The 25917-nt window shown below is 71.3% G+C and carries 19 protein-coding genes and 2 tRNA genes; 10 read left to right on the top strand and 11 right to left on the bottom strand.

The window, feature by feature from the left end:
* Positions 1-10 precede the first annotated feature (10 nt).
* The 9 genes from KF689_08405 to KF689_08365 are packed head-to-tail and all read left to right on the top strand — an operon-like array spanning position 11 to position 12866.
* Positions 11-991, top strand: coding sequence for a hypothetical protein (locus KF689_08405; protein ID MBX3133387.1), 981 nt, complete (start codon positions 11-13; stop codon positions 989-991).
* Positions 988-1827 carry a 16S rRNA (cytidine(1402)-2'-O)-methyltransferase gene (rsmI, locus tag KF689_08400; GenBank protein MBX3133386.1) on the top strand — a complete coding sequence of 280 codons (840 nt, stop codon included), beginning with the start codon at positions 988-990 and terminating at the stop codon, positions 1825-1827. The genes KF689_08405 and rsmI overlap by 4 nt, the downstream gene beginning before the upstream one ends.
* On the top strand, positions 1827-2564 hold the full coding sequence (locus tag KF689_08395) for a DUF4159 domain-containing protein (protein MBX3133385.1): 738 nt from the start codon (positions 1827-1829) through the stop codon (positions 2562-2564). Before rsmI ends, KF689_08395 begins: the two co-directional genes overlap by 1 nt.
* Positions 2561-5917: a hypothetical protein gene (locus KF689_08390; protein ID MBX3133384.1), complete on the top strand. Its 3357-nt coding sequence runs from the start codon at positions 2561-2563 to the stop codon at positions 5915-5917. Before KF689_08395 ends, KF689_08390 begins: the two co-directional genes overlap by 4 nt.
* Positions 5914-7608 (top strand): hypothetical protein, encoded by a 1695-nt coding sequence (locus tag KF689_08385; protein MBX3133383.1) that lies wholly within the window; start codon positions 5914-5916, stop codon positions 7606-7608. The genes KF689_08390 and KF689_08385 overlap by 4 nt, the downstream gene beginning before the upstream one ends.
* The gene (locus KF689_08380; protein ID MBX3133382.1) at positions 7605-8864 is read left to right on the top strand and encodes a hypothetical protein; all 1260 of its coding nucleotides are present in this window, start codon (positions 7605-7607) and stop codon (positions 8862-8864) included. Before KF689_08385 ends, KF689_08380 begins: the two co-directional genes overlap by 4 nt.
* On the top strand, positions 8861-11359 hold the full coding sequence (locus KF689_08375) for a hypothetical protein (GenBank protein ID MBX3133381.1): 2499 nt from the start codon (positions 8861-8863) through the stop codon (positions 11357-11359). Before KF689_08380 ends, KF689_08375 begins: the two co-directional genes overlap by 4 nt.
* Positions 11356-11970, top strand: a complete 615-nt coding sequence (locus tag KF689_08370) for a fumarylacetoacetate hydrolase family protein (GenBank protein MBX3133380.1) — start codon at positions 11356-11358, stop codon at positions 11968-11970. The genes KF689_08375 and KF689_08370 overlap by 4 nt, the downstream gene beginning before the upstream one ends.
* Positions 11967-12866 carry a hypothetical protein gene (locus KF689_08365; GenBank protein MBX3133379.1) on the top strand — a complete coding sequence of 300 codons (900 nt, stop codon included), beginning with the start codon at positions 11967-11969 and terminating at the stop codon, positions 12864-12866. Before KF689_08370 ends, KF689_08365 begins: the two co-directional genes overlap by 4 nt.
* 15 nt (positions 12867-12881) lie before the next feature.
* On the opposite strand, the gene KF689_08360 is transcribed toward KF689_08365, so the two are convergent.
* From KF689_08360 to KF689_08345, 4 genes are all read right to left on the bottom strand, one after another.
* A complete protein-coding gene (locus KF689_08360; protein MBX3133378.1) occupies positions 12882-13517 on the bottom strand; it encodes a hypothetical protein in 636 nt (211 codons plus the stop codon).
* 4 nt (positions 13518-13521) lie between these two features.
* Positions 13522-14973 (bottom strand): glutamate--tRNA ligase, encoded by a 1452-nt coding sequence (locus KF689_08355; protein MBX3133377.1) that lies wholly within the window; start codon positions 14971-14973, stop codon positions 13522-13524.
* Between the two features lie 158 nt (positions 14974-15131).
* A tRNA-Ser gene (locus tag KF689_08350) sits at positions 15132-15222 on the bottom strand.
* Between the two features lie 58 nt (positions 15223-15280).
* Positions 15281-15363, bottom strand: a tRNA-Ser gene (locus KF689_08345).
* A 144-nt stretch (positions 15364-15507) separates the two neighbouring features.
* Between KF689_08345 and KF689_08340 the strand changes: the two genes are divergently transcribed.
* The gene (locus KF689_08340) at positions 15508-15882 is read left to right on the top strand and encodes a hypothetical protein (GenBank protein MBX3133376.1); all 375 of its coding nucleotides are present in this window, start codon (positions 15508-15510) and stop codon (positions 15880-15882) included.
* Here the strand turns inward: KF689_08340 and KF689_08335 are convergent.
* From KF689_08335 to KF689_08305, 7 genes are all read right to left on the bottom strand, one after another.
* The gene (locus tag KF689_08335; protein ID MBX3133375.1) at positions 15879-18161 is read right to left on the bottom strand and encodes a DUF2723 domain-containing protein; all 2283 of its coding nucleotides are present in this window, start codon (positions 18159-18161) and stop codon (positions 15879-15881) included. The two genes, KF689_08340 and KF689_08335, sit on opposite strands and share 4 nt — an antisense overlap.
* A 121-nt stretch (positions 18162-18282) precedes the next feature.
* Positions 18283-19815 carry a bifunctional phosphoribosylaminoimidazolecarboxamide formyltransferase/IMP cyclohydrolase gene (gene purH, locus KF689_08330; protein ID MBX3133374.1) on the bottom strand — a complete coding sequence of 511 codons (1533 nt, stop codon included), beginning with the start codon at positions 19813-19815 and terminating at the stop codon, positions 18283-18285.
* Positions 19816-19831: 16 nt separating this feature from the next.
* Entirely contained in the window at positions 19832-20515 is a 684-nt protein-coding gene (gene purN / locus KF689_08325) for a phosphoribosylglycinamide formyltransferase (GenBank protein MBX3133373.1), read from the bottom strand.
* Between the two features lie 9 nt (positions 20516-20524).
* Positions 20525-21085: an HAD family hydrolase gene (locus KF689_08320; GenBank protein ID MBX3133372.1), complete on the bottom strand. Its 561-nt coding sequence runs from the start codon at positions 21083-21085 to the stop codon at positions 20525-20527.
* On the bottom strand, positions 21082-22446 hold the full coding sequence (locus tag KF689_08315; protein MBX3133371.1) for an Ig-like domain-containing protein: 1365 nt from the start codon (positions 22444-22446) through the stop codon (positions 21082-21084). Before KF689_08315 ends, KF689_08320 begins: the two co-directional genes overlap by 4 nt.
* Complete coding sequence (locus KF689_08310; GenBank protein MBX3133370.1) at positions 22446-25214, bottom strand: valine--tRNA ligase; 2769 nt, start codon at positions 25212-25214, stop codon at positions 22446-22448. Before KF689_08310 ends, KF689_08315 begins: the two co-directional genes overlap by 1 nt.
* Before the next feature lie 33 nt (positions 25215-25247).
* Positions 25248-25913, bottom strand: coding sequence for a BON domain-containing protein (locus tag KF689_08305; GenBank protein MBX3133369.1), 666 nt, complete (start codon positions 25911-25913; stop codon positions 25248-25250).
* Positions 25914-25917 lie beyond the last annotated feature (4 nt).

The following is a 25917-nucleotide window of genomic DNA, read 5'->3' as shown; positions in this document are numbered from 1 at the left end:
ACTCGTCCGGATGCCCCCGCTCCGCGACGCCATTCGATACCCCGCCAAGCGGGTCCTGCTGCAACGGACCCGCTTGGCGTACGTGCATCTACGCAACCTGCTGACGGACGCCAAGCGCGACCGGTCGGCGCGGGTGTCCGGCTACGTGGCCGTGTGGATGCCGGAAGAACTGATCGTCCTCTATATGGAGGGCGGCGAAGTGGTGAACGCCACCTCGAGCACCGACGGCCGGCGCTTTGTGCCGGTGGCGATCAGTGATGCGATCGGTCGCGTGCCCACGGCCGCCGAGTACGGCAGCATCTGCTTCCACGAAGCCACCGACGAGCAACTCGACCTGATGTTCGCGACGCAGGTGGGCGAGCCGGAACACTTGCCGCGGGAACTGGTGCCCACCGATGCGACGGCGTTGCTTGGCTATCTCGACGGCACGATGCACGACGGCGCGCTGGAAGTCATCGCCGACGGCGCGGTGAACTACGTGGCGCTGGCCGGTGGCCGGCCCGCGCGCGGGTACTTCGTGGATCCGCGCCCCGGCGACGTGACGATGCTGTTGCGCACGCTGCTCGAGGGCCGCGTGCTCGCTTCGCCGCCGACGGTGCGCCTGTGGACGCCTCCGCCACCGCTGCCGGCGCAGGCCTCGCCGGCACTCATCCAGGCGTACCGCGAGTTGATCGGTGCGCTGATTGCGCGGCTGCAGCAGGGCGGCAAGGCGTCGGCGGCGGAGGTGACGGAAGGTGCGCGCCGCGCGCTGGTGGCGCAGCACGGCACGCTCGAGCGCTTCTCGCCCAACCTGCCCACGCTCAAGGATCCGGTGACCGATGCGGCGACGCTGACCAAGGCGATTGCGGCGTGGATCGCCGACATTCTCTGGGCCGCCGCGCCCGACGACACCACGCCCGAGGATGTGCTGCACGACCTCACCGCCTCGCGGCGGCACGTGTTCCAGGCGGCCGGGCTGTTCGACGCCCTGCCGTGGAAGGTGAAGTGGTGAGCGCCGACGGCGCCTCCACTCCCGGGACCCTGTACATCGTCAGCACGCCGATCGGCAACCTCGGGGATATGACCCCGCGGGCGGTGGAGGTCCTGCAGCAGGTGGCGGCCGTGCTGGCCGAGGACACGCGGCACACGCGCGTGCTCTGCGAGCGCTTCGCGATCCGCACGCCGTTGCTCGCCTACCACGAGCACAACGAGGCGCAGGCGACGCCCGGCCTCGTGGCGCGCCTGGTGGCGGGCGAGTCGCTGGCCCTCGTGAGCGACGCGGGCACGCCGCTGCTCAGCGACCCGGGCCTTCGCCTTGTGCAGGCCGCCATCGCGGCGGGCGTGCAGGTCTCGGCGGTGCCGGGTGCCTCGGCGCTGCTGGCGGCGCTGGCTGGCGCGGGACTGGCGACCGGTCGATTCACGTTCTTCGGCTTCCTGCCGCGCAAGGGCGGTGAGCGCACGCGGGTGCTGGGCGAGGTGGTGGCGCTGGCGCACACGGCGGTGCTGTACGAGGCGCCCTCGCGGCTGGCGGCGACGTTGGCGGATCTGGCGGCGGCCGGGGCGGGCGAGCGGGCAACGGTGGTCGCCCGCGAGCTGACCAAGCAGTACGAGGAGTTCCGGCGGGGAACGGTGGCCGAGCTCGCTGCGTACTACGCAGACCACGAACCGCGAGGCGAGATCGTGATTGTGCTGGACGGGGCGCCGGACGGCGCCCCAGACGAAGGCGCCCTGCGCGCGCGCGCCGCCGAGCTGCGGGCGGCGGGCAAGGGCGCGCGCGAGATCCAGCAGGCGCTGCTCGCGGCGGGGGCGTCGCGGAACGTCGCGTACCGTCTGGCGCACGAGGCGTGATGCGACGGACGCGGGGGCTCCGCTTCGCGGCGCTCGGGGCGCTGGCGCTCGGGACGCTGGCGGCGCTGGCGGCGGCGCCTGCTCCTGCGCCGATGGCCGCGGCCGATGCTTCAGCTGCGCCAGCGAAATCCGTGCGCCTCAGCGTCGCGCGCCTGCAGTACGACGGCGACGACTGGTACGCGAATCCCTCGAGCCTGCCGAACCTGATCCGCGCCATCCGCGCGCGCACCACGCTGGATGTGGAGCCGCAGGAGCAGCGCGTCCGTCTCACCGACGAGAAGCTCTGGGACCATCCCTTCCTGCACCTGACCGGGCACGGCCAGATCCGCTTCAGCGACCGTGAAGTCGAGCGGCTGCGCGCCTACCTGCTGCAGGGCGGCTTCCTGCACGCGGACGACAACTACGGCCTCGACGCCGCGTTCCGCCGCGAGATCGCCCGCGTGTTCCCGGACCGCGAGCTCGTGGACGTGCCGCTGGATCATCCGATCTACCGCATCGTGTACGCGTTCCCGCAGGGCGTCCCGAAGATCCACGAGCACGACGGCGCGGCGCCGCGCGGCTTCGGGATCTTCATCGGCGACCGCCTCGCTGTGTACTACACGCACGAAGCCGACCTCGGGAACGGCTGGGAGGACGTCGGCACGTATCCGGACGATCCGCCCGAACTGCACGAGCAGGCGCTGCGAATGGGCGTGAACCTGTTCGTCTACGCCGTGACCAGCGGAGTGGGGCGATGAGTTCGCTGCACGTGGTGCACGCCGAGGTACAGCGCCTGCGCCGGCGCGCGTGGTTGGCGGGCACGCTGCTGCCGCTTACGGTGCTGGTGGGCGCGCTGACATCGGCGGCGGCGTGGCTCGCCGACGGCGGCTGGCTCATCGCGCCGCGCATTCTGCCGCTGCTGGCGTGGGTGCTTGCGCTCGCTGCGGCGGTGGCATTGGGTGGCTTCTTGCGGCGTCGGCTGGCGGCGCGCGCGGAGCCGCGCGCGGTGGCGGCGGCCATCGAGCGCGAGCAAGGCCTGCGGCGCGGCGCGCTGGTGGGCGTGCTCGAGGTCGAAGGCAGCGGTGTGTTCGCGGACCTCGCGGTGGCACAGGCGTCGGCGGCGCTGGCGGCGGCTGAGTCGCGGCCGGCGCCGCGCCTGCGGCGTCGTTTGCAGCGCGCGGCGGTGCTGTCGGTCGTCGCGCTGGGGCAGGTGCTGCTGCTGGCGTCCACGTCGTACGCGCGCCGTGCCGATGGCTGGCACGCGCTGCTGAATCCGCTGGGCGCCTGGCGCGGCAACCTCGTGGGGCCGCTCGCGATCGTTGACGCGCCGACGCGTATCACGCGCGGCGCGGACCTGCGCCTCACGGTGGACGCGCCGGGCCGCCGCGCGGTCGAAGTCCGCTGGCGCACGCTCGGTGCTGACTGGCGGGAGACCTGGCTCGAAGTCGATGCCGCGGGCTCGGCGACGATCGAGATCACGTCGGTCTCGGCGGATCTCGTCGTCGTCGCGCTGGACGGTCGCGCCGGTCGGGATTCGGTCGACATCGCGGTGGTCGATCGCCCCTTCGTCGGTGACGTCGCCATCCGCGCCCGCTACCCGGCGTACCTCGGCCGCGGCGACGAATCGCTGCCGGCGGACGAACCGTTGCGTGTGCCCGCGGGCACGCGGCTCGAGATTACGGGCCGCTCGTCGCAGGCCCTGGAATCGGCGGTGCTCGTCAGCGACGGCGCGCGCGTGGTACTGCCGGCGGTGAACGGCGTGCGCTTTGCCGGCGCGCTGATTCCGCGACAGCGCGCGCAGTGGCGCTGGGAGGTGCTGGGCACGGCGCAGGTGGTGGAGGACCTGCCGCTGCCGCTGGAGATCGACGTCGTGGAGGACTCGCTGCCGCGCGTGGAGATCCTTGCGCCGGTAGGCGAGCGCTTCGTGGCGGCTGATGCGAGCATCGCGTTGGAGCTGCTTGCGCAGGATGACTACGGACTGGCCGAGGTCGCGCTGCGGCTGCGCCGCGTGGATTCCGATGCGCCGCCGCAGCTGCGGGAACTCGCCACGCCGCGCGAGACTCTGTGGAGCGGCAGTGCGGTGCTGGCGCTGGCTGACTTTGCGCTGCAGCCAGGCGATGGACTCGAGGTGACGCTGGTAGCGCGCGATGCGGCCCCGGGCGAACGCCGCGCGGTGAGCGCGCCGGTGCTGCTGCGCGTGCCGACGGCGGAGCAGGCGCGTACGGCCGCCGATGAAGCGGCCGCCGAGGCAGTCGCCGCCGCCGATGCGGCCGCGAAGGCCCAGGCCGCGCTGGCCGAGCGCACGGCCAACGAGGCGCGTTCGCGCGGCGAGCGCGGCGCCGAGGCGGCGCGTGAGCAGCCGCCGATCGGACAGGCGCAGCAGCAGGCGCAGCAGCAAGGCCAGCAGCAGGGCGTGCCGGCGGGGCAACCGCGCGCGGGTGAATCGAACTCCGGCCAGCCGCGCGAGCCGCTGGGCTACGAAGGCGCCGAGCGTGCGCGAGAGATCGGCGAGCAGCAGCATGAGCTGCAGCAGCAGGTGCAGAACCTTGAGGAAGCGGCGCGGCAGTTGGAGGAGCGGCTGCGGCAGGCAGGTGCGCTGGATCCCGCGTTGCAGCAGCAGTTGCAGGAAGCCCAGCGCCTGATGCGCGAAGCGATGACGCCGGAGATGCTGGCGGCGATGCAACGCCTGGAGTCGGCCACGCAGCAACTGGATGGCGCGCGCACGCGGCAGTCGTTGCAGGAGCTGGCGCAGGCCCAGCAGCGGATGCGCGAGCAACTCGAACGCAGCGCCGAGATGCTGCGCCGTGCGGCGCTCGAAGGCCAGATGCAGACGCTCGCCGACCGCGGCCAGGAACTCGCCGAAGAGCAGCGGGCGCTCGCGGACTCGGCGCAGCGGCGTCCGCCGACGCCGGAGGAAGCGGCGGCGATGCAGCAGCGCTCCAAGGCGCTGGCCGAGCAGGCCGAGCAGTTGGCGCAGCGGCTGGAGCAGGCCAACGCGCAGACCGGTGCCGAGCGGACCAACGAAGGCGCACGGCAGGCGCAGGCCGCCGCGCAGGCGATGCAGCAGGCGGGGCAGGACCCGCGCAACGCCGCCGCCAACGCGCAGCAGGCCTCGGACGCGATGCAGCGCGCGGCCGAGGCGCTGGGCGAGGCCCGCGAGCGCCAAGTCGGCGAGTGGAAAGCCGAGCTGACCTCGGCGCTGGACCAGTCGGTGCAGGAGATGATGCAGCTCGCCCGCGAGCAGGACCAGCTCGCGCAGCAGGCGCGCGCCGACAACACCGAGGCCAGCCTGCGTGCGCAACAGTCGGCGCTGCAGCAGGGCGTGCAGGCCGCGCAGCAGCGCCTCGAGGACGAGTCACGGCGTTCGGCCCTGGTCTCCCCGCGCTCGCGGGAGTTGATGGAGCGCGCGCGGCAGCGCTCGGCGCAGGCCTCGCGCGAGGCGGCCGAAGGGCGGCGCGGCCAGACCGAGCAGGCGATGCGGGAGTCGGCGGATGCATTGCGGCAGGCGGCGGCGCAGTTGACGCGTGATCGCGAGCGCGCGGCCGACAGCCGCAGCGCCACCGGGATGGCCGAGATGCTGAAGCAGATGCAGGAGCTGGCGCAGCAGCAGGGCGGACTCAACGCGCAGATGCAGAGCTTGCTGCCCACTGGACAACCGCAGGACGGGCGTGACGGGCAGGGCGAAGCCGCGCGCGCGCAGGCCCGCGAGCTGGCGCGATCGCAGCGCGAAGTGGCGCGGCAGCTCGACGACCTCAGCGACGCCGACCCCACCGGACGTGCGCAGGAGATGGCGCGTGAAGCGCGCGCGCTGGCCGCGGCGCTGGACCAAGGCGCCGTGGACCCGACGACCAAGGCGCGCCAGGAGCAGTTGCTGCGCCGGATGCTCGACGCCGGCCGTTCGCTGGAGCAGGATCAGCGCGACGAAAGCCAACGGCGCGAGGCGCGGGCTGCGCGCGAGTCTACGCGCGTCACGCCGGACGGCCGTGCGAGTGGCGCCGCGGCGGATCGCTATCGCGTGCCGACCTGGGAAGAGTTGCGCGGGCTGAGCCCGGAGGACCGTCGCGTGGTGATCGAGTACTTCCGCCGCCTGAACGCTGGGGGGACTCCGTGAGGTGGGGTGTCATCGGTCTTGCGCTGGTGCTGAGCGCTGCGGTGTCGCTGCCGGCGCAGCAGCGCCCGCTGGGCAATCCCACCGCGCCGCTAATCGCGCGCGCCATCGATCACGAGAACGGCGGGCGCTACGAACAGGCGCGTGCCGCGTGGATCGAGGTCATCGACGCCGGCGCCGTGGTGCCGGGCGTGCTCGGGTTGGAGCGCGTGTACACGATGACGGGTGAAGAAGCGCGCCTCGTGCCGCTGCTGGATTCGCTGATCCCGCTGACGCCCGCCGACGCGCAGCTCCGTGGCGCCCAACTCCGCACCTTGGTGGTACTCGGTCGCGATGAGCGGGCCGACTCGGCGTTCCGCGAGTGGCGTGCCCTGCGCCCGCGCGACGTCGCGCCGTTCCGCGACTACGCCCGCATCCTCATCTACAACAGTCGCGCGGCCGCCGCGGATTCGGTGTTGCAGGAAGCGACCGCCACGCTGGGCGGCACGCGCGAACTGCTGCTCGAGGCGGCGCAGATGCGCGCCGCATTGGGGCGCTGGAGCGCCGCCGCCGAAGCGTGGCGCGAGACGATGCGTGACCAGCCGTACTTCGAATCGGCGGCGGTGTTCTCGCTTTCGCCGGCGCCGGTGGAGCAGCGCGATTCGCTGCGCGCAGCGTTGGTGACGTCCGATGCCCCGATTGGGGCTCGCCTGGCGATGGCGCTGCTGGAACTCGGCTGGGGTGCACCGCTCACGGGCTGGCAGGTGCTGCAGGCGCTGCCGCCGAGCGACACGACAGTGTTCGTGTGGGGAGAGTTCGCCGAGGAGGCCGAGCGCGTGCAGGCCTGGGCTGCGGCGCGCGACGCGCTCGTGGCGATGCATCGGGCGAAGCCGCTGGTGGGCACGGCGCAACGCGGTGCCGTCGCCGCGATGCGCTCCAACGAACCCGAGGTCGCGCTGCGCCTGGTGCGCGCGGCACGTGGCCCGGGCGGGCCAATGCGTCCGGAGCTGGTCGGGGTGGAGCTCGAGGCGCTCGCGCGGCTCGGACGCGGCGAGGAAGCCGAACGCGTGCTCGCCGAGGCCGCGCCGCAACTGGGTGCGCAGGCGCGCGCATTCCAGCGGACGATCGCCTGGGCCTGGGTGCGCTCGGGCAACGTGGCGCGCGCGCGGGCCGCGCTCGCCGAGGCGCCACTGGATGCGGACGATGCCGTGGGCGGCTGGCTGGCACTGTTCGACGGCGACCTCGTGACGGCGCGGCGCAGCCTGCGTTTCGGCGATGTCACCGCGCCGGAAGCGGTGGCCGCGCTGGCCCTGCTCTCGCGCACGCGCGCGGAGCGGTCGACGCAGGCCGGCGATGCCTTCCTGGCGTTGGCCCGCGGTGACACCGCCGCGGCCGTCCGCTACTTCACGCAGGCGGCGGAGTCGTTGGCGGATGCTTCGTCGCTGTTGGTCACGATGGCCGCGCGCCTGGAAACCGCACGCGGCGCCGATGCGCGGGCGCTGCCGCTGTGGACGCGCGTGGCCGAGAGCTATGCCGCCGCGCCCGAGGCGCCTGAGGCGCGGCTGGAGTGGGGACGGCTCCTGCGGCGCCGCGGCGACGTGCGCGGCGCGCGGTTGCAGTTTGAACACGTGATCCTGGAGTATCCGGGCAGCGCGCTGGTGCCGCAGGCGCGGCGCGAGCTCGACGCCCTTCCTTCCGACCGAGCCGGCCGATGAGGCGCGCTCTGCTTCTCGCGTTCGTGGCGATCTGCGCCGCGCTGCCGCTGCGTGCGCAGCATCTGCTCGTGCCGATGGACGACGCGCAGGCGAATCACCTCAAGGCATATGGGCTGACCTTCGGTGCGCTGACGGATGGCGTGCGCAGCGAGTGGTTGCTCAACTATCGCGGCGGCAGCTTCCTGATTCCGGACCTGCCGGGCCTGCGGCGCTCGGCCTTGCTGGCGGGCGTGAGCTTCGAGCCGCTCGACGAAGGGCGTGTGGCCGCGATCCGGCGCGAGATCGCCGACGGGAATATGGACGCCGTGCCGCTGGACAAGGCGCCGCGCATCGCCGTGTACTCGCCGCCGCAGGCGATGCCCTGGGACGACGCCGTGACGCTCGCGCTCACCTACGCCGGCATCCCGTACACGAACATCTGGGACGACGACGTCCTCTCCACGGACCTGTCGCAGTTTGACTGGATTCATCTGCATCACGAGGACTTCACGGGACAGCAGCACAAGCTGTACCTCGGCTTCCGCGACGCGCCGTGGTTCCAGCAGGCGCGCGAGCGCGACCTGCAGATGGCGCGGCGCTTCAACCTTGCCGACATCCCCACGCTCAAGAAGACCGTGGCCGACCGGCTGCGCGCCTTCGTGGAGCGGGGCGGGTTCCTCTTCGCGATGTGCGGCGCCACCGAGACCATCGAACTCGCGATCGCCGCCTTCCAAGTGGACATCGCCGGCGCGAGCACCGACGGCACGCCGATGGATCCCGATGCGGAGACGAAGCTGCGCTGGGACCGCACCTTCGCCACCGAGGGCGCGCGGCTGGAGTTCGGCGGCGGCGTGAACGCGATGAGCGACATCGACGGCCACCAGGTGAACGTGCCGTCGCGCCGTCAGCCGCTGGGGACGTTCACGCTCTTCGGCTTCTCGGCCAAGTTCGACCCCGTCGCCACGATGCTGGTGCAGAACCACCGCAACGTGCTGCGCGACTACTACGGCGTGACGACGTCGTTCACGCGCCGCACGCTCAAGCCCGGCATCACCGTCCTGGCGCACGAGGAAGGCGCGCCCTGGGTGAAGTACATCCACGGCAGCTACGGGCGCGGCACGTTCACGTACCTAGGGGGGCACGACCCCGAGGATCCGCAGCACGCCATCGGCGCGCCGCCGACTGACCTGGCGCTGCATCCCAACTCGCCGGGCTACCGGCTGATCCTCAACAACGTGCTGTTCCCCGCCGCACGGAAGCGGCCGCTGAAGACGTGAGCGGCGAGACCGGGCGCCTCGCCCCGGGCGCCGCCGCCGCCGTTCGCTCGGCCATCCGCCTCGCCGGCGGCCGCGAGGTCTGCTTCGTCTGCACCGTCAATGACGCCGGCGTGATACAGACGGCCCGCGTCGCGGCTCGCGGTGACGTGGCCAGCGTGCTCGCGCTGCCGGGCTTCGCCAATCGCGGCGAACTGCTCCTGCACAACCATCCGAGTGGCCTGCTGGAGCCGAGCGATGCCGACCTCGCCGTCGCCGCGCGGATGCACGATGACGGCATCGGCTTCGCCATCACCGACAACGACGCCTCGCGGCTGTACGTGGTCGTCGAGGTGCCGCGGCAGGCCGAGCCGGCTCACCTGGAGCCCGGCGACGTCGCCGGCGCGCTCGGGCCCGGCGGACCGATTGCCGCCACGCTGGGCCGCTACGAGGATCGCCCCAGCCAGCGCGAGATGGCGCGCTTGATCGCGCAGCTCTACACGCGCGGGGGCGTCGGTCTGCTCGAGGCCGGCACGGGCGTGGGTAAGTCGCTGGGGTACCTGGTGCCGGCGCTGCGCTGGGCCGCCGAGAGCGGCGAGCGCACGGTGGTCTCGACCAACACCATCACCCTGCAGGAACAGCTTACCGCCAAGGACCTGCCGTTCCTCAAGCAGGCGCTGAAGGACCAGCCGGTGCGCTTCGCGCTGCTCAAGGGGTGGAAGAACTACCTCTGCCTGCAGCGCCTCGAGCAGGCGCGCCTCCAGGCGCCGGTACTCTTCGAAGACGACGCCTCGGCGGACCTCGGGATGCTGGAGGACTGGGCGGAGAAGACGCAGGATGGTTCGCTGGCGGACTTGCCGGTGCCGCCGCGCAGCGAGGTGTGGGACGAAGTCGCGGCCGAGGGCGACCTCTGCACGCGACTCAAGTGCCCGCACTTCGATCCCTGCTTCGTGTTCAAGGCGCGGCGCGCCGCGGCGCAGGCGGATGTGGTCGTCGTGAACCATCACCTGCTGATGGCGGACATCGCGGTGCGGCGCGCCTCCGGACGCTGGGACGAGGCGGCGGTGTTGCCGGCCTACAAGCGACTGGTGATCGACGAAGGCCATCACCTCGAGGATGCGGCGGCCGCGCACTTGGGGCAGCAGGTCTCACGGCGCGGGCTCGAACGCCTGTTCTCGCGCCTCGAACGGCGGGGCAAGGGATTGCTGCCGGCACTGGAGCGGAAGCTCTCCTCGAGCAAGGACCTGTACTCGGTGGCGAGCCTCGACCTCGTCCGCGCCCGGCTCGTCCCGTCGCTGCAGACGGCGCGCACGAAGAGTGCCGAACTCTGCGACTTGCTCGGCGAGTGGATGCGCGGGCGCAGCGAATCGGTGGTGCGACTCACCGACAGCTTTGACGACGAACCGGTGTGGCAGGCGGGACTCGGCGTGGCGCTGGACGACCTGCTCGCTGAGGTGGATCTGCTGGGCGACGGCCTGCGGATGGTGCGCGACCGCTTGGAGAGCGACGAGGCCAAGGCCGAGGAACTGGCCCCGCTGCTCAACGAAGTGCGCGGCGTGACGCGGCGGCTGCAGACGGCCAGCGACGCGCTGCGCGCGGCGCTGCGGCCGGGCCGCGACGGCGCGCCGCGCGTGCGCTGGCTCGAACTGCGTGGTAGCGAACGCAACGTCGGCGCGACGGCCGTGCCGTTGGACCTCGCACCGATCCTGCGCGAGGACCTCTTCCGCCGCGTCGAGACGGCCATCGTGACCAGCGCCACGCTCTCGGTGGGCGACGGCTTCGACTTCATCACGCGGCGGCTCGGGCTCGACGACGAAGAACTCGAGCCGGTGACGGCCTCGTTGGCGTCGCCGTTCGACTACCCGCGCCAGGCGATGCTGCTGATCCCTAGCGACTTCCCGGCGCCAAACGCCGACGGACCGGGGCACCTGAAGCGCACGCTCGAGGCGACGCAGGACGTGATTGCGGCGGCGGGGGGTGGCGTCTTCGTCCTGTTCACGAGCCATCGTGACGTGCGCGAGGCGGCGGCGGTGCTCCGCGCGGCCGGCGCCGAGGCGGCGCATCCGCTGCTCGTGCACGGCGAGGCGCCGCGCGACGAACTGCTGCGACGCTTCCGTGAGCACGGCGATGCCGTGCTCATCGGCACCGCGAGCTTCTGGGAAGGCGTCGACGTGCCCGGTCGCGCGCTGCGCGGGATGGTCATTGCGAAGATTCCCTTCCGCGTGCCCACCGAGCCGATGACGGCGGCGCAGTGCGAGGCCATCGAGGCTGCCGGCGGCGACGCCTTCGCCGAGTATATGATCCCGCACGCGGCGCTGCGGCTCAAGCAGGGCTTCGGGCGGCTCATCCGCACCGCCACCGATCGCGGTGCCGTCGTGATCTGCGATCCGCGCGTGGTGACCAAGGGCTACGGGCGCCGGCTCACCGAGGGACTGCCGCCCGCCACGCGCCTGCAGGGCCCCTGGGCGATGCTCCGGGACGAACTCCGCGCCTTCTATGAGGGTACATTGCCTAGATGAGCCGCCCATCCAAGATCGTCTGCGCGGGGCGCACGTATCGCGAGCACGCCAAGGAGCTTGGCAACGCGGTCTCCACGGTCCCGCTCATCTTCCTGAAGCCACCGTCCACGGTGATCGCCAGCGGGGACGCGATCGTGCTGCCCCGCGATGCCGGCCGCGTGGACTTCGAGGGCGAGATCGGCGTGGTCATTGGCACGACGCTCCGGAAGGCGAGTGCGGCGGAGGCCGCGCGCGCGGTGCGCGGCATCGTCGCGGTAAACGACGTCTCAGCGCGCGATTGGCAGAAGGCCGACGCGCAGTGGTGGCGCGCGAAGGGCTCCGACACCTTCTGCCCGATCGGCGAGGAGCGCCGCGGCGCGGTGGACCTCAATGCGCTGACGGTGGTGACGCGCGTGAACGGCGAGGAGTGCCAGCGCGGCCAGGCCAGCGAGATGGTGTTTCCGATCGCTGAGCTGCTGTCGTACATCTCGCAGTCGATGACGCTCGAACCCGGCGACGTAGTCGCGACGGGGACGCCGGCCGGCGTGAAGCCGCTGCAGCCCGGCGACGAAGTGGAGGTCGAGGTGGTCGGCTGGAGCCGCGTGCGCAATCCGGTGGTGGCCGAGGCGTGAAGCCGAGGAAGGGTGTCTCCCTGCTGCCGAAGCGGCGCTCGGCCGACCCCCGTGCGTCGGCGACCGCCTTCGTGCTGCAGTTGCTGCTCCTCGGCATCGTGGTGCCGGCCTTCCTCGTGCCCGTGGCCTACGACTGGCTGCGCGACGACAGCGGTCGAGCGATCGTGCCCGAGGTGATTCGCTTCGAGGTGCAGTTGCCGACGGATGGCGAAGCCAATCGTGAGGCCCCGCGCTCGGGCGGTGACAATCGGCCGATCACCGAGGAGCCGCCCGCCGAGGCGCCGCCGCCGATCATCGCGCCGACCGAGGCGCCCACGGGTGTGCCGGCCGCACCGTCGCGCGATGCTGGCGCAGGCGGCGGCTACGGCGACCTCATCGGCGACGGTGGGCCGATCCGCGGCCTGCGGCCCACGTTCACCGACCAGCGCCTCTGGGTGAAGCCCGGCGACGTGGTCGTCGCGCCGATCGTCCCGCTGACCCGCGCCGACACGCTGCGGCTGATGCTCGAGCGCAGCATCCTCGCCTACGCCGACTCCCTGGCGCGCTACCACCCGGAGGACGCGCGGCGGCCGGGCGACTGGACCTTCGACCTCGGCGGCAAGAAGTGGGGAATGGACCAGCAGGCGATCCGCCTGGGCAACTTCTCCATCCCGACGCCGCTGCTCTCGATGTTCGCGCTGAACAACGTGCAGGCGAATCCGATTGCGATGGAGCGGGCGCGCCGGCTGGATGCGATGCGAGCCGAGATCCAGACGCAGTCGGCACGGCAGATGCGCGACGATGAGTTCGACCGCGCGGTGAAGGCCTTGCGCGAACGTCGCGAGCGGGAGCGCCAGGCCCAGCGCGAGGCGCAGCAGCGGCCGACCCCGCAAGCCGGCGACCCGCAGCCGGACTGAGGCGGCGCAGCCCGCTCAGTCCGCGGCGGTGTCGCCGGAGCCGGCGGCGGTGCTCCGCAGCACCAGCGCGAGCGGACCGAGAATCCTGAAGTCGTCCTCGTCGCGCAGCTCGATGTCGCGCATCCCGGGCGCCGGTGCGAGCAGCAACAGTGTGGTGCCGCGGCGGACCAAGGTGCGCACGAGGACGCGCGATCCGATCCGCGCCACCACCGGGTTCTCCTCTGGCACGCGCGCTTCCGGCAGGACCAAGAGCAAGTCGCCCTCGCGCACCGCGTGGCGCGGTGCCTCCTCGGCGTTGGCTCGCACGAGGTACGCATCCGCCGAAGGCACCAGCGCGCGGTCCAGCGTGAGATGCCGCTCGGTCTCCGGCGCGCCGCTGAGCGTGAAGTGCACCACGGGCACCGGTTGCGTGCCGCCAGCCCCGACGAAGCCCGCGAGCACCACGCCGCGCGACCGCCCGGGCCTGCGGTGCAGGTAACCTTTGCGCTCCAGCGACTCGATCAAGTCCGAGACCGTCCGCGTGGACGGGATGCGGAAGTGCCGCGCGATCTCGCGGACGCTGGGCTGGAACGAGTGTTGGGCCAGGTGGTCCAGCAGGAACTGCCAGACGTCCTGCTCGACCGCCGTCAGCGGCGCACGCGGGGCGTCCATCGGCCTAGCCGGCGGACCTACCCAGATGCGCGACCGCGCGGGCGATGCGCGCCAGCGTGCGCTCGCGGCCGAGCAGGGCCATCACCTCGAAGATGCCCGGCGAAGCCGCCGACCCGACCAACGCCACGCGCAGCGGCTGCAGGAGTTTCCCCGCGCCGACGCCCTTGGACTCGGCGAGCGCGCGCATCGCCGGCTCCATCGTCGCTTCGTCGAAGGGCTCCAGCGCGCGCAGGGCGTCGCCGCAGGCCTCGAGCAGCGACTGCGCGAGGACAGGGTCCTTCCACTGCTTGGCGACGGCGTCGGCCTCGTAGGCGAAATCGTCGCTGAAGTAGGGCTTGGCCTGCGCCACGAGTTCATCGGTGAGCCGCGCACGCACGCGCAGCAGCTCGAGCAGCTTGTGGTACCACGCCGCGTTGGCGTCGAGCCAGTCCTCGCTGGTGAGGCCGGCCGCCACCAGCGGACCGCGCAGCAAGGCCGCGGCTTCGGCGATCGGCATCCGCGCGAGGTGCTGCCCGTTCATCCACTCCAGCTTGGCCGGATCGAACACCGCGGCCTTCTTGAGCAGGCCGTCGGCGCTGAAGGCCTCGACCAGCCGCTCGCGGGTCATCACTTCGTCGAAGTCCCCGCCCGGCGACCAACCGAGCAGGGCGAGGAAGTTCACCATCGCCTGCGGCAGGATGCCCTTGTGCTGGTAGTCGCCGACGGCCGTGGCGCCGTGGCGCTTGGAGAGCTTCTTGCCGTCGGTGCCGTGGATCATCGGCAGGTGCGCGAACTGCGGCAGCGCCGCGCCGAGGGCCTCGTACAGCAGGATCTGCTTGGGCGTGTTGGAGATGTGGTCGTCGCCGCGCATCACCAGCGTGATGCGCATCGCGATGTCGTCGGAGACCACGGCGTGGTTGTAGATCGGCGTGGCGTCCGAGCGCAGGATGACGAAGTCGTCGATGTCCTTGTTCGGGAAGCTGATGCGGCCGTGGACCAGGTCCTCCCAAGCCGTCTCGCCGTCGGGCACACGGAAGCGCAGCACGAAGGGCGTTCCGGCGGCGACGCGGCGCGCGATCTCGTCCTGCGGCAGCTTGTCGCAGCGACGGTCGTAGCTGAAGGCGCCGCCGGCGGCCTCCGCGGCCGCCCGGCGCTCGGCCAGCTCCTCGGTGGTGCAGAAGCAGCGGTAGGCCTTGCCGGCGTCGAGCAGGCGCTGCGCATCGGCGCGGTGCCGCTCGAGGTTCGCCCCCTGAAACACCACCTCTTCGTCCCAGTCGAGCCCCAGCCAGCGCAGGCCCTCGAAGATGGCGCGCGTGGACTCGTCGGTGGAGCGCGCCTTGTCCGTGTCCTCGACTCGCAGCAGGAACTGGCCGCCGAGCTTGCGGGCGAGGAGCCAGTTGAAGAGCGCGGTGCGGGCACCGCCGACGTGGAGGTAGCCGGTGGGGCTGGGGGCGAATCTGAGGCGCGGAGTGGACACGTGGTGCCGGTTCGAGGACGGATGAACTCTCGACGGATGACGGATGACGGATGCTACATACGAAGCGCGCGGAGTCGGCATCCGTCCTCCGTCATCCGTCCAGTCGCAGAAACGAAACCAGCCCGCCCGGACCAAGATCCGATGCGGGCCGATTTCCACGGAGACGGAGGGATTCGAACCCTCGATACGGGTTTAACCCCGTATAACGGTTTAGCAAACCGCCGCCTTCAGCCTCTCGGCCACGTCTCCTCTCGGGTCGCCCCGAAGTCTCGTAATCTCGCCGCTTGCTGTGGGTGAATCAAGGCAACGGAGGGTACAGGATTCGAACCTGTAAGTCCTTGCGGACGGCGGTTTTCAAGACCGCTGCAATAGCCATTCTGCCAACCCTCCGATGGGTGCATCCTAACACGCCCGTGAGGGGCTGGGCTAGCCTCGGGCCGAGCTGGCTCTTGCCTGCCGCGCGGTTCATCGCAATCGTGTCGCGGCGCGTATCAGACAGGCACGCCCCGCCGTTCCGCCACCGCGAGCCCCTCCGTGTCCGACCTTCCCCAGCCCCCGCGCAACTCCCAACCCGCCCTCGGCGCCATCCGTTCCGCGGGTGGCGACGAACTGCTACGCGGGATGATGGGCGCCTTCAGCGACTTCGCTGCCGCGCAGGCGGCCTGGCTGGACCGCCTTGCCGATTCGCGGGCGTACGACAGCGTCGTCGAAGGCGCGCGCGTGCTGCGCATCAGCGCGGAGCAGGTGGGGGTGCTGGATGTGGTCGCCGCCTGCGAGCACGCGGAGGCCGCGGCGGCGGCGCAGGATGCCGCCGCCGTGCGCATCGCCCTCGAGGAAGTGCACGAGACGCTCGCGACGGCGCGTCCGTGGGTGGACGCGCTCGCCGCGGGCGTCAGCGAGCCAACTTAGGGGCGCCGCCCGGCCGGGCTGTCCGCCCCCGGCACAGGGAACGACTGGAGCATATCCGAGCCCGGCGCGATGCGCGGCTGCCGCGTCGCCTGCATCTGCGCCACCAGGTCCGCGAAGCCCATCGCCGTCGCGATCGCACGCACTTGGTCGTTCACCGAGTCTGCCGCCGCCTCGTGACCGGCGCGCTCCATCGCCGCGGCCGTGATGATGCCGGTGTTCACGACCAGGCCCGGCAGGCCGATGCTGGGCTGGTCGACCCACATACTGCGGTTGGCCAGCGAGGCCGGCGCGCGGAACTCGTTCCACAGCGCGGCGGAACGCGTGACGTCCACCAAGCCGGTTCCCGGCACGCGGACGATGCTCTCGGTTTCGGTCGCGCGCCGCGGCAACAGCTTCCGCGTGTGCCCCTGAATCACGACGTACTCGCGAAGGCCGAGCTGTTCGGCCAGCCCGCCGGAGGTGCGGCTGAAGTGCACCGCCCGGTGGTCGTTGTCGAGAATCATCCGCAGCACGAGGATGTCGGCGCGCGACAGCACCTGCGGCTCCAGCGTGGCGACGAGCTCGCCCTTGGTGAAGCGCTGCGGCGTGCGCAGCTCCTGGTACACCGGGACGAGGTCGGCGTCCTCCAGCGTCATCTTGAGGATCGGGCCTGCGGGCTTGGTCCACTCTCCGTCGCGGAACGCGGCCGGGCCGTTGGCCTGGTCATACTCGAAGACCTCGCGACGGATGAGTTGGCGCGTGTACCAGTCGGTGTTCAGCAGCGAGGTGTTGGCGACGGTGACATCCTTGCGGATGCCGAGCACTTCCTGCGCGTACCAGAGCGGGAAGGTGTCGTTGTCGCCGACGGTCACGAGGATGCCGTAGGGCTCCACCGAGTTGAGCATATCGATGGCGACGTCGGCGGTGTCGGTCTGGCCGGCACGCGAGGCGGCCGTCCAGTTGGCGACCAGCGGGATGAACGCGATGAGCAGGATCGGAGCGCCCAGCGCCCAGCCCCTGTTGGTCGGCAGGTCGTAGCTCTCCTTGCCGACGGTCACGCGCTCGCGGCCGATGACCACCGCGATCGACTCCCACACGTACACCAGCCCCAGCGCGGCCCATACGGACCAGGCCGAGAAGGACCAGAGATAGAAGTAGTCACGGTCGCGGACCTCGCGGTCCACGTTCATCCCGAGTTCCGGCGACTGGGAGGCACCGTACCGGAAGTTCAGGTAGTAGATGAGTCCGAGCGTGAGCGTGAGCATCAGCGGCCCGAAGAACGCGAAACTTCGGGGGTCGCGTCGGTAGTGCACCCAGCCGCCGATGATGCCGAGCAGGAGGAAAATGGCCGCCAATCCGCCCTGCAGGCCCGGACGCTCGCCAGCGGCGTCGCGCACCCACTGCCACTTGAAGTACAGCCACCACATTCCGACCTGCGCCGTGAACGGCGCCATCCGCTCCGTCACCGAGGGCTTGCCGTACTGCCCGCGGTTGAAGTTGTACATAAAGGCGGTGTACGTGCCCTTCGAGAGCGTGCACGAGAGCTTCAGGCCCTCACGGCAGGCCGTGGGCTCGCCTTCGTTGATCGGCGGGTTGTGTGCCGCACGAATTGGCTGCGTCGCGAACGGCGTCGCGCCGAGGATCAGCGCGCCGACGCAGGCCGCGATCAGCCGCCATTGCATCAGCACCGCCGGCTTGCGGTACAGCACGGCGATCAGCGCCGCCGGGGCCACGAGCATCCCGGCCATATGGTTGGCATAGCCCAGGCCGCAGAGGTAGGCCACGAGGATCAGCAACTTGTTGGCGCCCGGGGCGTCGGGTTCGTCGCACCAGCGCACGATCAGCCACGCGCAGACGGCCAGGCCCACCAGCGAGAAGGTGTAGACCTTCTCGTTGACCACCGAGTTGCTCCACACCGTGAACGCCGTCGCGCCGATCAGCACCGCCAGCGCACCGCCCATCACGCGCTGCCAGCGCTTCTCGAACCAACCCACGAGCACACGCTCGGTGATGAGGAACCACATCCCGGCCGAGACCGCCGAGGACAGCGCCGCCAGCAGGTTCACGCGCATCGCGACGTTGGGCGCGATCGGCAGGATGGTGAAGACGCGCCCGACCAGCACGAAGAACGGGTTCCCCGGCGGGTGCGGCAGGCCCAGCGTATACGCCGCCGCGATGTATTCGCTCGTGTCCCACATCGCCGTCTCGGGCGAGAGCGTGATGAGGTACAGGAGGAAGGTCAGCACGGCCGCGACGGCTGCGGCGAAGTAGGACGGGCGGTAGTCGAGGGTCTCGCTCATTGGTCGGGCTTTGGGGAATCTTCAAAGGTAGGGTGCGGAGGCTGGAGACGGGAGACTTGAGACGTGAGACTTGAGAATTGAGATGCGGTCTCACGTCTCAAGTCCCCCGTCTCCAGTCCTGCTAGTGCCTAAACGTCCTTTGCCCCGTAAACACCATCGCGATGCCGTGCTCGTCGGCGGCGGCCACGACCTCGTCGTCGCGCACCGAGCCGCCCGGTTGGACGATGGCGCGTACCCCGGCCGCGGCCGCTTGGTCCACGCCGTCGCGGAAGGGGAAGAAGGCGTCGCTGCCCAGGGCCGCGCCCTTGGGGTCGTGCTGGGCGGCGCGCGCCTTGTGCACCGCGAGGAAGGCGGCGTCCACGCGGCTCATCTGGCCGGCGCCGATGCCGATCGTCGCGCCGTCGCGGGCCAGCACGATGGCGTTGGACTTCACGCTGGCCACGGCCCGCCAGGCGAAGAGCAGGTCGCGCATCTCGTCGCTGCTGGGCTGCCGCTTGGTCATCACGCGCCAGCCCCGGTCGTCGAGCGCGCCGGTCATCCGCTCCTGCACCAGCACGCCGCCGCGCACGCCCTTCACGTCGAGGGAGCTGGCGCTCATCTTGGCGCTGCCCTCGAGCACGCGGAGGTTCTTCTTGGCGCCGAGGATGGTCAGCGCCTCGGGTGTGAACGCCGGCGCGATCAGGCACTCCACGAACAACGACGCCACCGCCTGTGCCGCCGCTTCGTCCACCGGCACACTGAAGGCGATGACGCTGCCGAACGCCGAGACGGGGTCGCAAGCCAAGGCCTTCTGGTAGGCCTCGAGCGCCGTGGTACCGGTCGCGAGCCCGCAGGGCGTTGTGTGCTTGATGATGGCGCAGGCGGTCTCGCCGCCGAAGGGATCGATGGCGAGCATCGCCCCCTCGAGGTCCAGCAGGTTGTTGAAGCTCAGCTCCTTGCCGCCGTGCTGGCGCAGCGCGCCCAGGCCTTCGTCGCGCTGCGTCACGTAGAAGGCGGCCGCCTGCCCGGGATTCTCGCCATAGCGCAGCGTCTGCGCGCGCTCGAAGCCCATTGCCAGCCGTTCGGGGAAGCGCTCGCCCCGCTGCGCCGCGAACCACGACGCAATCGCCGCATCGTAGGTCGCGGTGTGGGCATACACCTTCTCAGCCAGCTCGCGGCGCATCGCCAGCGCGTCGCCGCCGTTGGTCAGTGCCTCGAGCACCCGGGTGTAGTCGGCGGGGTCCACCACCACCGTCACGGCGGCGAAGTTCTTGGCCGCCGAGCGCAGCATCGATGGACCGCCGATGTCGATCTGCTCGATTACGTCTTCGGGCGCGAGGCCCTTCTTCGCCGCCGTCTCGCGGAACGGGTAGAGGTTCACGCAGACGAGGTCAATCGGCGCGATGCCGTGCTCGGCGATGGCGGCCATATGCGCCGGAAGGTCGCGGCGCGCGAGCAGACCGCCGTGCACGGCCGGATGCAGCGTCTTCACGCGTCCATCGAGCATCTCGGGGAACTGTGTCACGTCGCTGACGTCGGTGACGGCGAGGCCGACGCTGCGCAGCGCCTTTGCGGTGCCACCGGTGGAGAGCAGCGTGAAGCCGAGGGCCTGGAGGCCGCTGGCGAATTCCACCAGGCCAGTCTTGTCGGAAACGGAAAGCAGGGCAGCGGGCATCGAGACGTCCGGGAAATCAGGCGGTGGTGTTGAACGGGTGACGCTCGCCCGGGACGGCGGCGAAGCGTGCGAAGTCGAATGGGATGCTGCCGTGCACGCGGCCATCGGCGCCGAGCGAGATCTCGCCCGCGGCGACCGCGTGGACGCACCAGGGGTAGAGCCGATGCTCGGCGGCGAGCACGCGCGCGGCGAGCGTATCGGCGCTGTCGTCCGGCTGCACCGGCACCGGCCACTGCGCGATGATTGCGCCCTCGTCGTACTGGGCGCTCACGAAGTGCACGGTCGGGCCAGAGATGCGGGCGCCCGCCGCGATCACCGCCTCGTGCACGTGGCGGCCGTACATCCCCGGTCCACCGAAGGCCGGCAGCAGGGCGGGATGCACGTTCAGCATCCGGCCGTGGAAGCGCTGCACTACGCCAGCGGGCACGAGGCGCAGGTATCCAGCTAACGCGACCAGCGTGATGCCGTGCTCGGCGAGCCGCCCGTCAAGCGTTGCGTCCTGCTCGCGGGGCAGATGCAACGCTGGGACGTTCCAGCCTCGGGCCCGGTCGAGCGCACCGGCAGCGCGTCGGTCCGAGACCACCAGCGCCAGCTCCACGCGCGCGGCGTCTCCACGGGCGACGAGATCGTCGCGGATCGCCTGGAGGTTGCTGCCGCTGCCGGAGGCGAGTACGGCGAGTCGGGCACGGGGCGTCGTCACGGGGAGAACTTACCGCGCCGCGGGGGGGAGAACGAGCGCGACGGCGTCGCGAAGCGAGGGCGCCACCTGCGCCTCGGTGCGCGCACGCTCGATTTCGTCCGGCGGCGTGTCCGGGCTCGGCACCAAGATGCCGACGCCGCCGAGTTCGCGCGCGGGGGCGATATCGCGCCAGCGGTCACCGATGTAGATGGCGCGGGCGAGGTCGAGCCCGTGTTCCGCCGCCGCGAGGCGATGCAGGCGCGTGCCCGGCTTCCGGCAGTCACAGGAGCCGCTGAGTTCCGGGTGGTGCGGGCAGTGATAGCTGGCCGTGAGCCTCACGCCCTCGCCGGCGAGCAGTGCGTCGAGCCGGTCGCGGACGGTGACGTAGTCTTGCTCCGAGAGCAAGCCGCGCGCGATACCCGATTGGTTCGTAACGACAACGCTGGCGTAGCCGGCGTCGGCGAGCGCGCGCAGGGCAGCGGGCACGCCGTCGAGCAGCTCCACCAACGCAGGGTCGCGGAGGTAGTGCGCGTCGCGGATGAGCGTACCGTCGCGGTCGAGGAAGGCCACCGGCCGCGTGGCGACGCTCACGGCGTGGGCCGAGCGGGCCGCGCCGCAGCCGGTGCGCGTGGCGTGGTGTCGCGGCGGGCGGCCGAAGTGTCTGCGGCTGTGCTGTCGGCGGCGGGACGGGGCGGCGGTGGGCGTACGCGGATCTCGCGGTCGGTGTCGGCGCTGCGGCCGTTGAGGCCCGTGGCGCCCGTGACGCGCAGACGATACGCGCCCGGCGAGAGCGGCGTGTCGAGCGGGAGCACCCAGCTCATCTCGGGCACGCTGCGGCCGAACACGGGGCGGGGAACGGTATCGGTCGCGGCGGTGTCCGCGGCGGTCGTGTCCGCGGCGGCGGTGTCGGTCGCGGCAGCCGCCGGGGCCAGCGCGGCGGGACGCCCTGCGGGTTGCGAATCACCCGCGGCCAGCACCGTCGTGTCGCCCGCCGCCTGCTCGGCAGAGTCGGCCGCGGCCCGTGCCTCGCGGCGCAGCGAGTCGAAGCGCGCCGCCGGCACGAAGGCCTGCGTGACCTCGATGTGCGACGAGTCTTCGCGCTGCAGCGTGACGCCGCGCCCGTCCCAGTCGAGCAGGATCCCGCGATCGAAGCGCACGCGGATGGCCGTGGAATCCACCATCTCGACGGTCTCGAAGCGTGGCGGCAGCGTGTCGCGCACGAAGGCGTAGAGATCGAGCTCCGCGCGCTCCGCGAGCTGGACGTGCGCGGTGTCTGAGATCTCGCGGAACGAGATTTGCCGGTCGTTGTTGGCGTCCACCCAGGCCCGCAGCCGATACTCCCCGGGCGTCAGGTCGCGCACGCGGAACCGGCCCAGCGAATCGGTGCGCGCAGTCCAGCGGAACAGCGAGTCGCTCGGACGCGAGGCCTCGACCAGCGCGCCGATCGCCGCCTTGCCGGTGGTCCAATCCCAGAGCACGCCGTGGATCTCGCTCGTGGCGAGCGTCGGCCCGGTGGAGAAGACGAACTCAATCGGCTCCTCGCGGCGGTTGCCGCGGATGTCGGCGAGTCCGGGTAGGATCGAGACACGGTACGCGGTGTTGGGGCGGAAGCCGCCGCGCGGGCGGATCTCCAGCGCCGTGCGGCGCCAGGTAACTTGATCGCGGCCGTCGCTCGGCGAGAGCGTGACCACCGTCGTGAGCGAGTTGGTGCTGCCGGGCGTGGCCGGCCCCGTGCCCGTGGAGCGTTCGTTGACGACTTCGTCGAACTGCAGCAGCACCGCCGGCGCGCGCACGTTCACCGCATTCGAGTCCGGGACGATGCGCACCAGCTCCGGCACCTCGGTGTCGGGCGGGCCGCCGGGCGGCATTCCCGGCGAGGCGCAGGCGATGCCCACCGCCGTCGCCGCAATGGCGCAGGGCAGGAACAGGCGTCGCGCCACGGAGGCCTGCATCAGCTGGCGAGCTCCGCGATCTTCTGGTCGAGTTGTGCGGCGCGTGCCGCCCACTCGCGTTCCTTGGCCCGCTCGGCCTCGACGACGGCCGCCGGCGCCTTGGCGGTGAACTTCTCGTTGCCGAGCCGTCCACGCAGCGCGTCGAGCTGCTTGACCAGACCCGCGCGCTCAGTTTCGAGGCGCGCGCGCTCCTTGGCGAGGTCCACCATTCCGGCGAGTGGCAACGTGAGCTCGAGCTTGCTGCCGAGCACGGCGTGCGCGGCGGCGGCGGCCGGCGCGGCGTCGCGCTGGAGTTCGCAGCGCGCGAGTCGGCTGACCAGCGCCTGGCTGGCCAGCAGCGCGTCGAGGGCCGCAGCGTCGCCGCTGCCCTGCGCCACGTGCGCCACGATCGGCGTGCCCGGTTGCACGCCGTACTCGGCGCGCAAGCCGCGGATGGCGTCGATGGCTTCGCGTACGGCGTCGAAGGTGAGGCCCGCATCGGCGCCCGCGGCGCGGGCGCGCGGCCACGCGGCGACGGCGAGGAAGGCGCCGGGGGTCTGGGACGGCAGCCGCTGCCACAGCGACTCCGTCACGAAGGGCATAATCGGGTGCAGCAAGCGCAGGCCGTGGTCGAACACGTGCACCAATACCCGGCGCGCGACCTCGCGGTCCGCGCCCGGCTGGGCGAGTCGCGGCTTTACGGCCTCCACATACCAGTCCGCGAGCTCGTTCCACACGAAGCGGCGCGCGGCCTCGGCGTAGGCGTCGAGGCGCATTCCCTGCTGGCGCTGCTGCTCCGGCCACTGCGCACCGCTGGGGCGCGCGGGGCCCAGCGCCGCATCGCACTCGGCGATGGCGGCGTCGAGCCGCCCGAGAATCCAACGATCCTCCAGTCGCAGCGCGGCGGCCTCGACGTCGGCAAGCGCGCCCACGGGTTCGTCGCCGACCTGCAGCAGCAGGAAGCGCCCGATGTTCCAGAGCTTCGTCGCGAAGTTGCGACCCGGCGCGAACGACTTGTCGAGGTCGGTGTGGTCGAGCATCACGTCCACGCCGAGGCCCATTCCCTGGATGAGCGTCCAGCGCAACGCGTCGGCCCCGTAGCGTTCCACCACGTCGAGCGGGTCGATGCCGTTACCCAGCGACTTGGACATCTTGCGGTGCTGCATATCGCGCACCGTGCCGTGCAGGTACACCGTGTGGAAGGGCGCGCGCCCCTCGAACTCGTAGCCCGACATAATCATCCGCGCGACCCAGAAGAACAGGATCTCGGGCGCGGTGACGAGCACGTCGCTGGGGAAGAAGGCCTTCAGGTCCTTGGGGTTCTCGTTCGGCCAGCCCATCGTGCTGATCGGCCAGAGCCAGGACGAGAACCAGGTGTCGAGCACGTCGGGGTCCTGCTCGAGCGTGGTGTCGCCGCAACTGGCGCAGGCGCGCGGGTCCTCGCGGTAGGCCTGGCTGTGTCCGTTGGCGCAGGTCCACACGGGGACGCGATGGCCCCACCAGAGCTGCCGCGAGATGTTCCAGTCGCGGATGCCCTCGAGCCAGTTGATGTAGACCTTCTCCCACTTCTCGGGGAGCAGGCGCACGGTGCCGTCCTTCACCGCCTGCAGGGCGGGGGCGGCCAGCGGCGCCATCTTCACGAACCACTGGTCCGAGAGCCGCGGCTCCACGACGGTGTCGCAGCGGTAGCAGCGGCGGATGGCGTTGGCGTGCCGCTCCACCTTGACGAGCGCGCCAGCGGCCTCGAGCTGCTTCACGATCGCCTTGCGCGCCTCGAAGCGGTCGAGCCCGTCCAGCGACGACGGGATGCGGTGCGCATCGTCCGAGTTCAGCGCGCCGATCTTCCCGGTGGGCGTGATGACCACCGGCATCGCGAGCCCGTGGCGCTTGCCGACCTCGAAGTCATTGGCGTCGTGCGCCGGCGTGATTTTGAGCGCGCCGGTGCCGAAGTCCTTCTCCACGTAGCTGTCGGCGATGACGGGGATGCGGATGCCCGTGAGCGGGATGCACGCTTCCTTGCCCACCAGCGCCGCGTAGCGCTCGTCGTCGGGATGCACGGCGATGGCGACGTCGGCGAGGATGGTCTCGGGCCGCGTCGTCGCGATGGTGATGCCCTGCGCGGCGTTGTCCGCCAGCGCGTAGCGGATGTGGTGCAGCGCGCCTTCGCTGTCGTGGAACTCGGCTTCTTCGTCCGAGAGCGAGGTGAGGCAACGCGGGCACCAGTGGATGACGCGGTGACCGCGGTAGACCAAACCCTTTTCGTACAGTCGGACGAAGGTCTCGCGCACGGCGTGCGAGAGTCCCGGCGAGAGCGTGTAGGCCGTGCGCGAGAAGTCCGCCGACGCGCCGATGGCCTTGAGCTGCTGCAGGATGATGCCGCCCGTCTCCTCGACGAACTGCTCGGTGCGCTTCACGAAGGCCTCCCGGCCGAGGTCGAAGCGCGTCTTGCCTTCCTTGGCGAGGAGCTTCTCGACGACGTTCTGCGTGGCGATGCCGGCGTGGTCGGTGCCGGGGAGCCAGAGTGCCTCGTCACCGGCCATCCGGCGCCAGCGGATGAGCACGTCCTGCACCGTGTTGTTGAGACCGTGGCCGACGTGCAGCACCGCCGTCACGTTCGGCGGCGGGATGAGGACGGTGAACGGATCGCGATCGCCGCCGAGGCGCGTCGTGCGGTCGGCGTCTGCCTTGAACAGGCCGGCCGCTTCCCAGGCGCTGGTCAGCGCGGGTTCGGCGGCGGCGAAATCGAAGTGGGTGGGGAAGTCAGGCGCGGGGGCGGGCGTCTCGGGCATCTATGAAAGATAGCCCACGCCCACCCTCGGCTTCTACCGCCGTCCGCGGACGCTGAGCCGCTGGCGGACGCGCCGGACGCCCGGCACGCCGCGCGCGATGGTCACCGCGTGCGAGACCTCGCGTGGGCTGCGCACCTGTCCGAAGAGCAGGATCTCCCCCGCGTCGTCATCGGCCTCGATCTCTACCGGTCGCTCCGCGAGCACGGGGTCGTTCACGAAGGCCTCGAGGACGCGGGCGCCGAGTTCGGAGTCGTCGTCCTCTTCCTCGTCGTCTGCGCCATCGTCGTTGTCGTCGTCTTCTTCTTCGTCTTCTTCGTCTTCGGCGTCGTCTTCGAGATCGGCGAACGGCGGGCTAGCCTCCTCGTACTCGTCCTCGTCCTCGAGGTCGAGCGCATCCACGTCGTCCTCGAAGTCGTCGTGCTCCTCGCTGGCCGCGTGCCCGGCGCTGGGGCGGCCGGCTCGACGCTCTTCCCACATCTCCTTGAGTTCGAGCGCGACGTCCACCATCGGTGCCCACTGCGCACCGGCCAGCTTGGCCAGGCTGCGGAGGCGGCGCAGGAGGCCCTTGGTGCTCGGGCGGCGGCCGCTGTAGCGCTCGGCGACTAGGACGCCGGCCGTCACGCCGATGGCCGTCCCGGCCAGCAGCCAGAGCAGCCAGCGATCGCTGCGTTCCTCGGCGTCGACTTCGATCACGCGCATTGTC

This window comes from Gemmatimonadaceae bacterium (assembly GCA_019637355.1).
In the GTDB taxonomy this organism is placed as follows: domain Bacteria; phylum Gemmatimonadota; class Gemmatimonadetes; order Gemmatimonadales; family Gemmatimonadaceae; genus Pseudogemmatithrix.
Note: the sequence above shows the minus strand (reverse complement) of the source record. Positions and strands in the feature narration are given on the sequence as shown.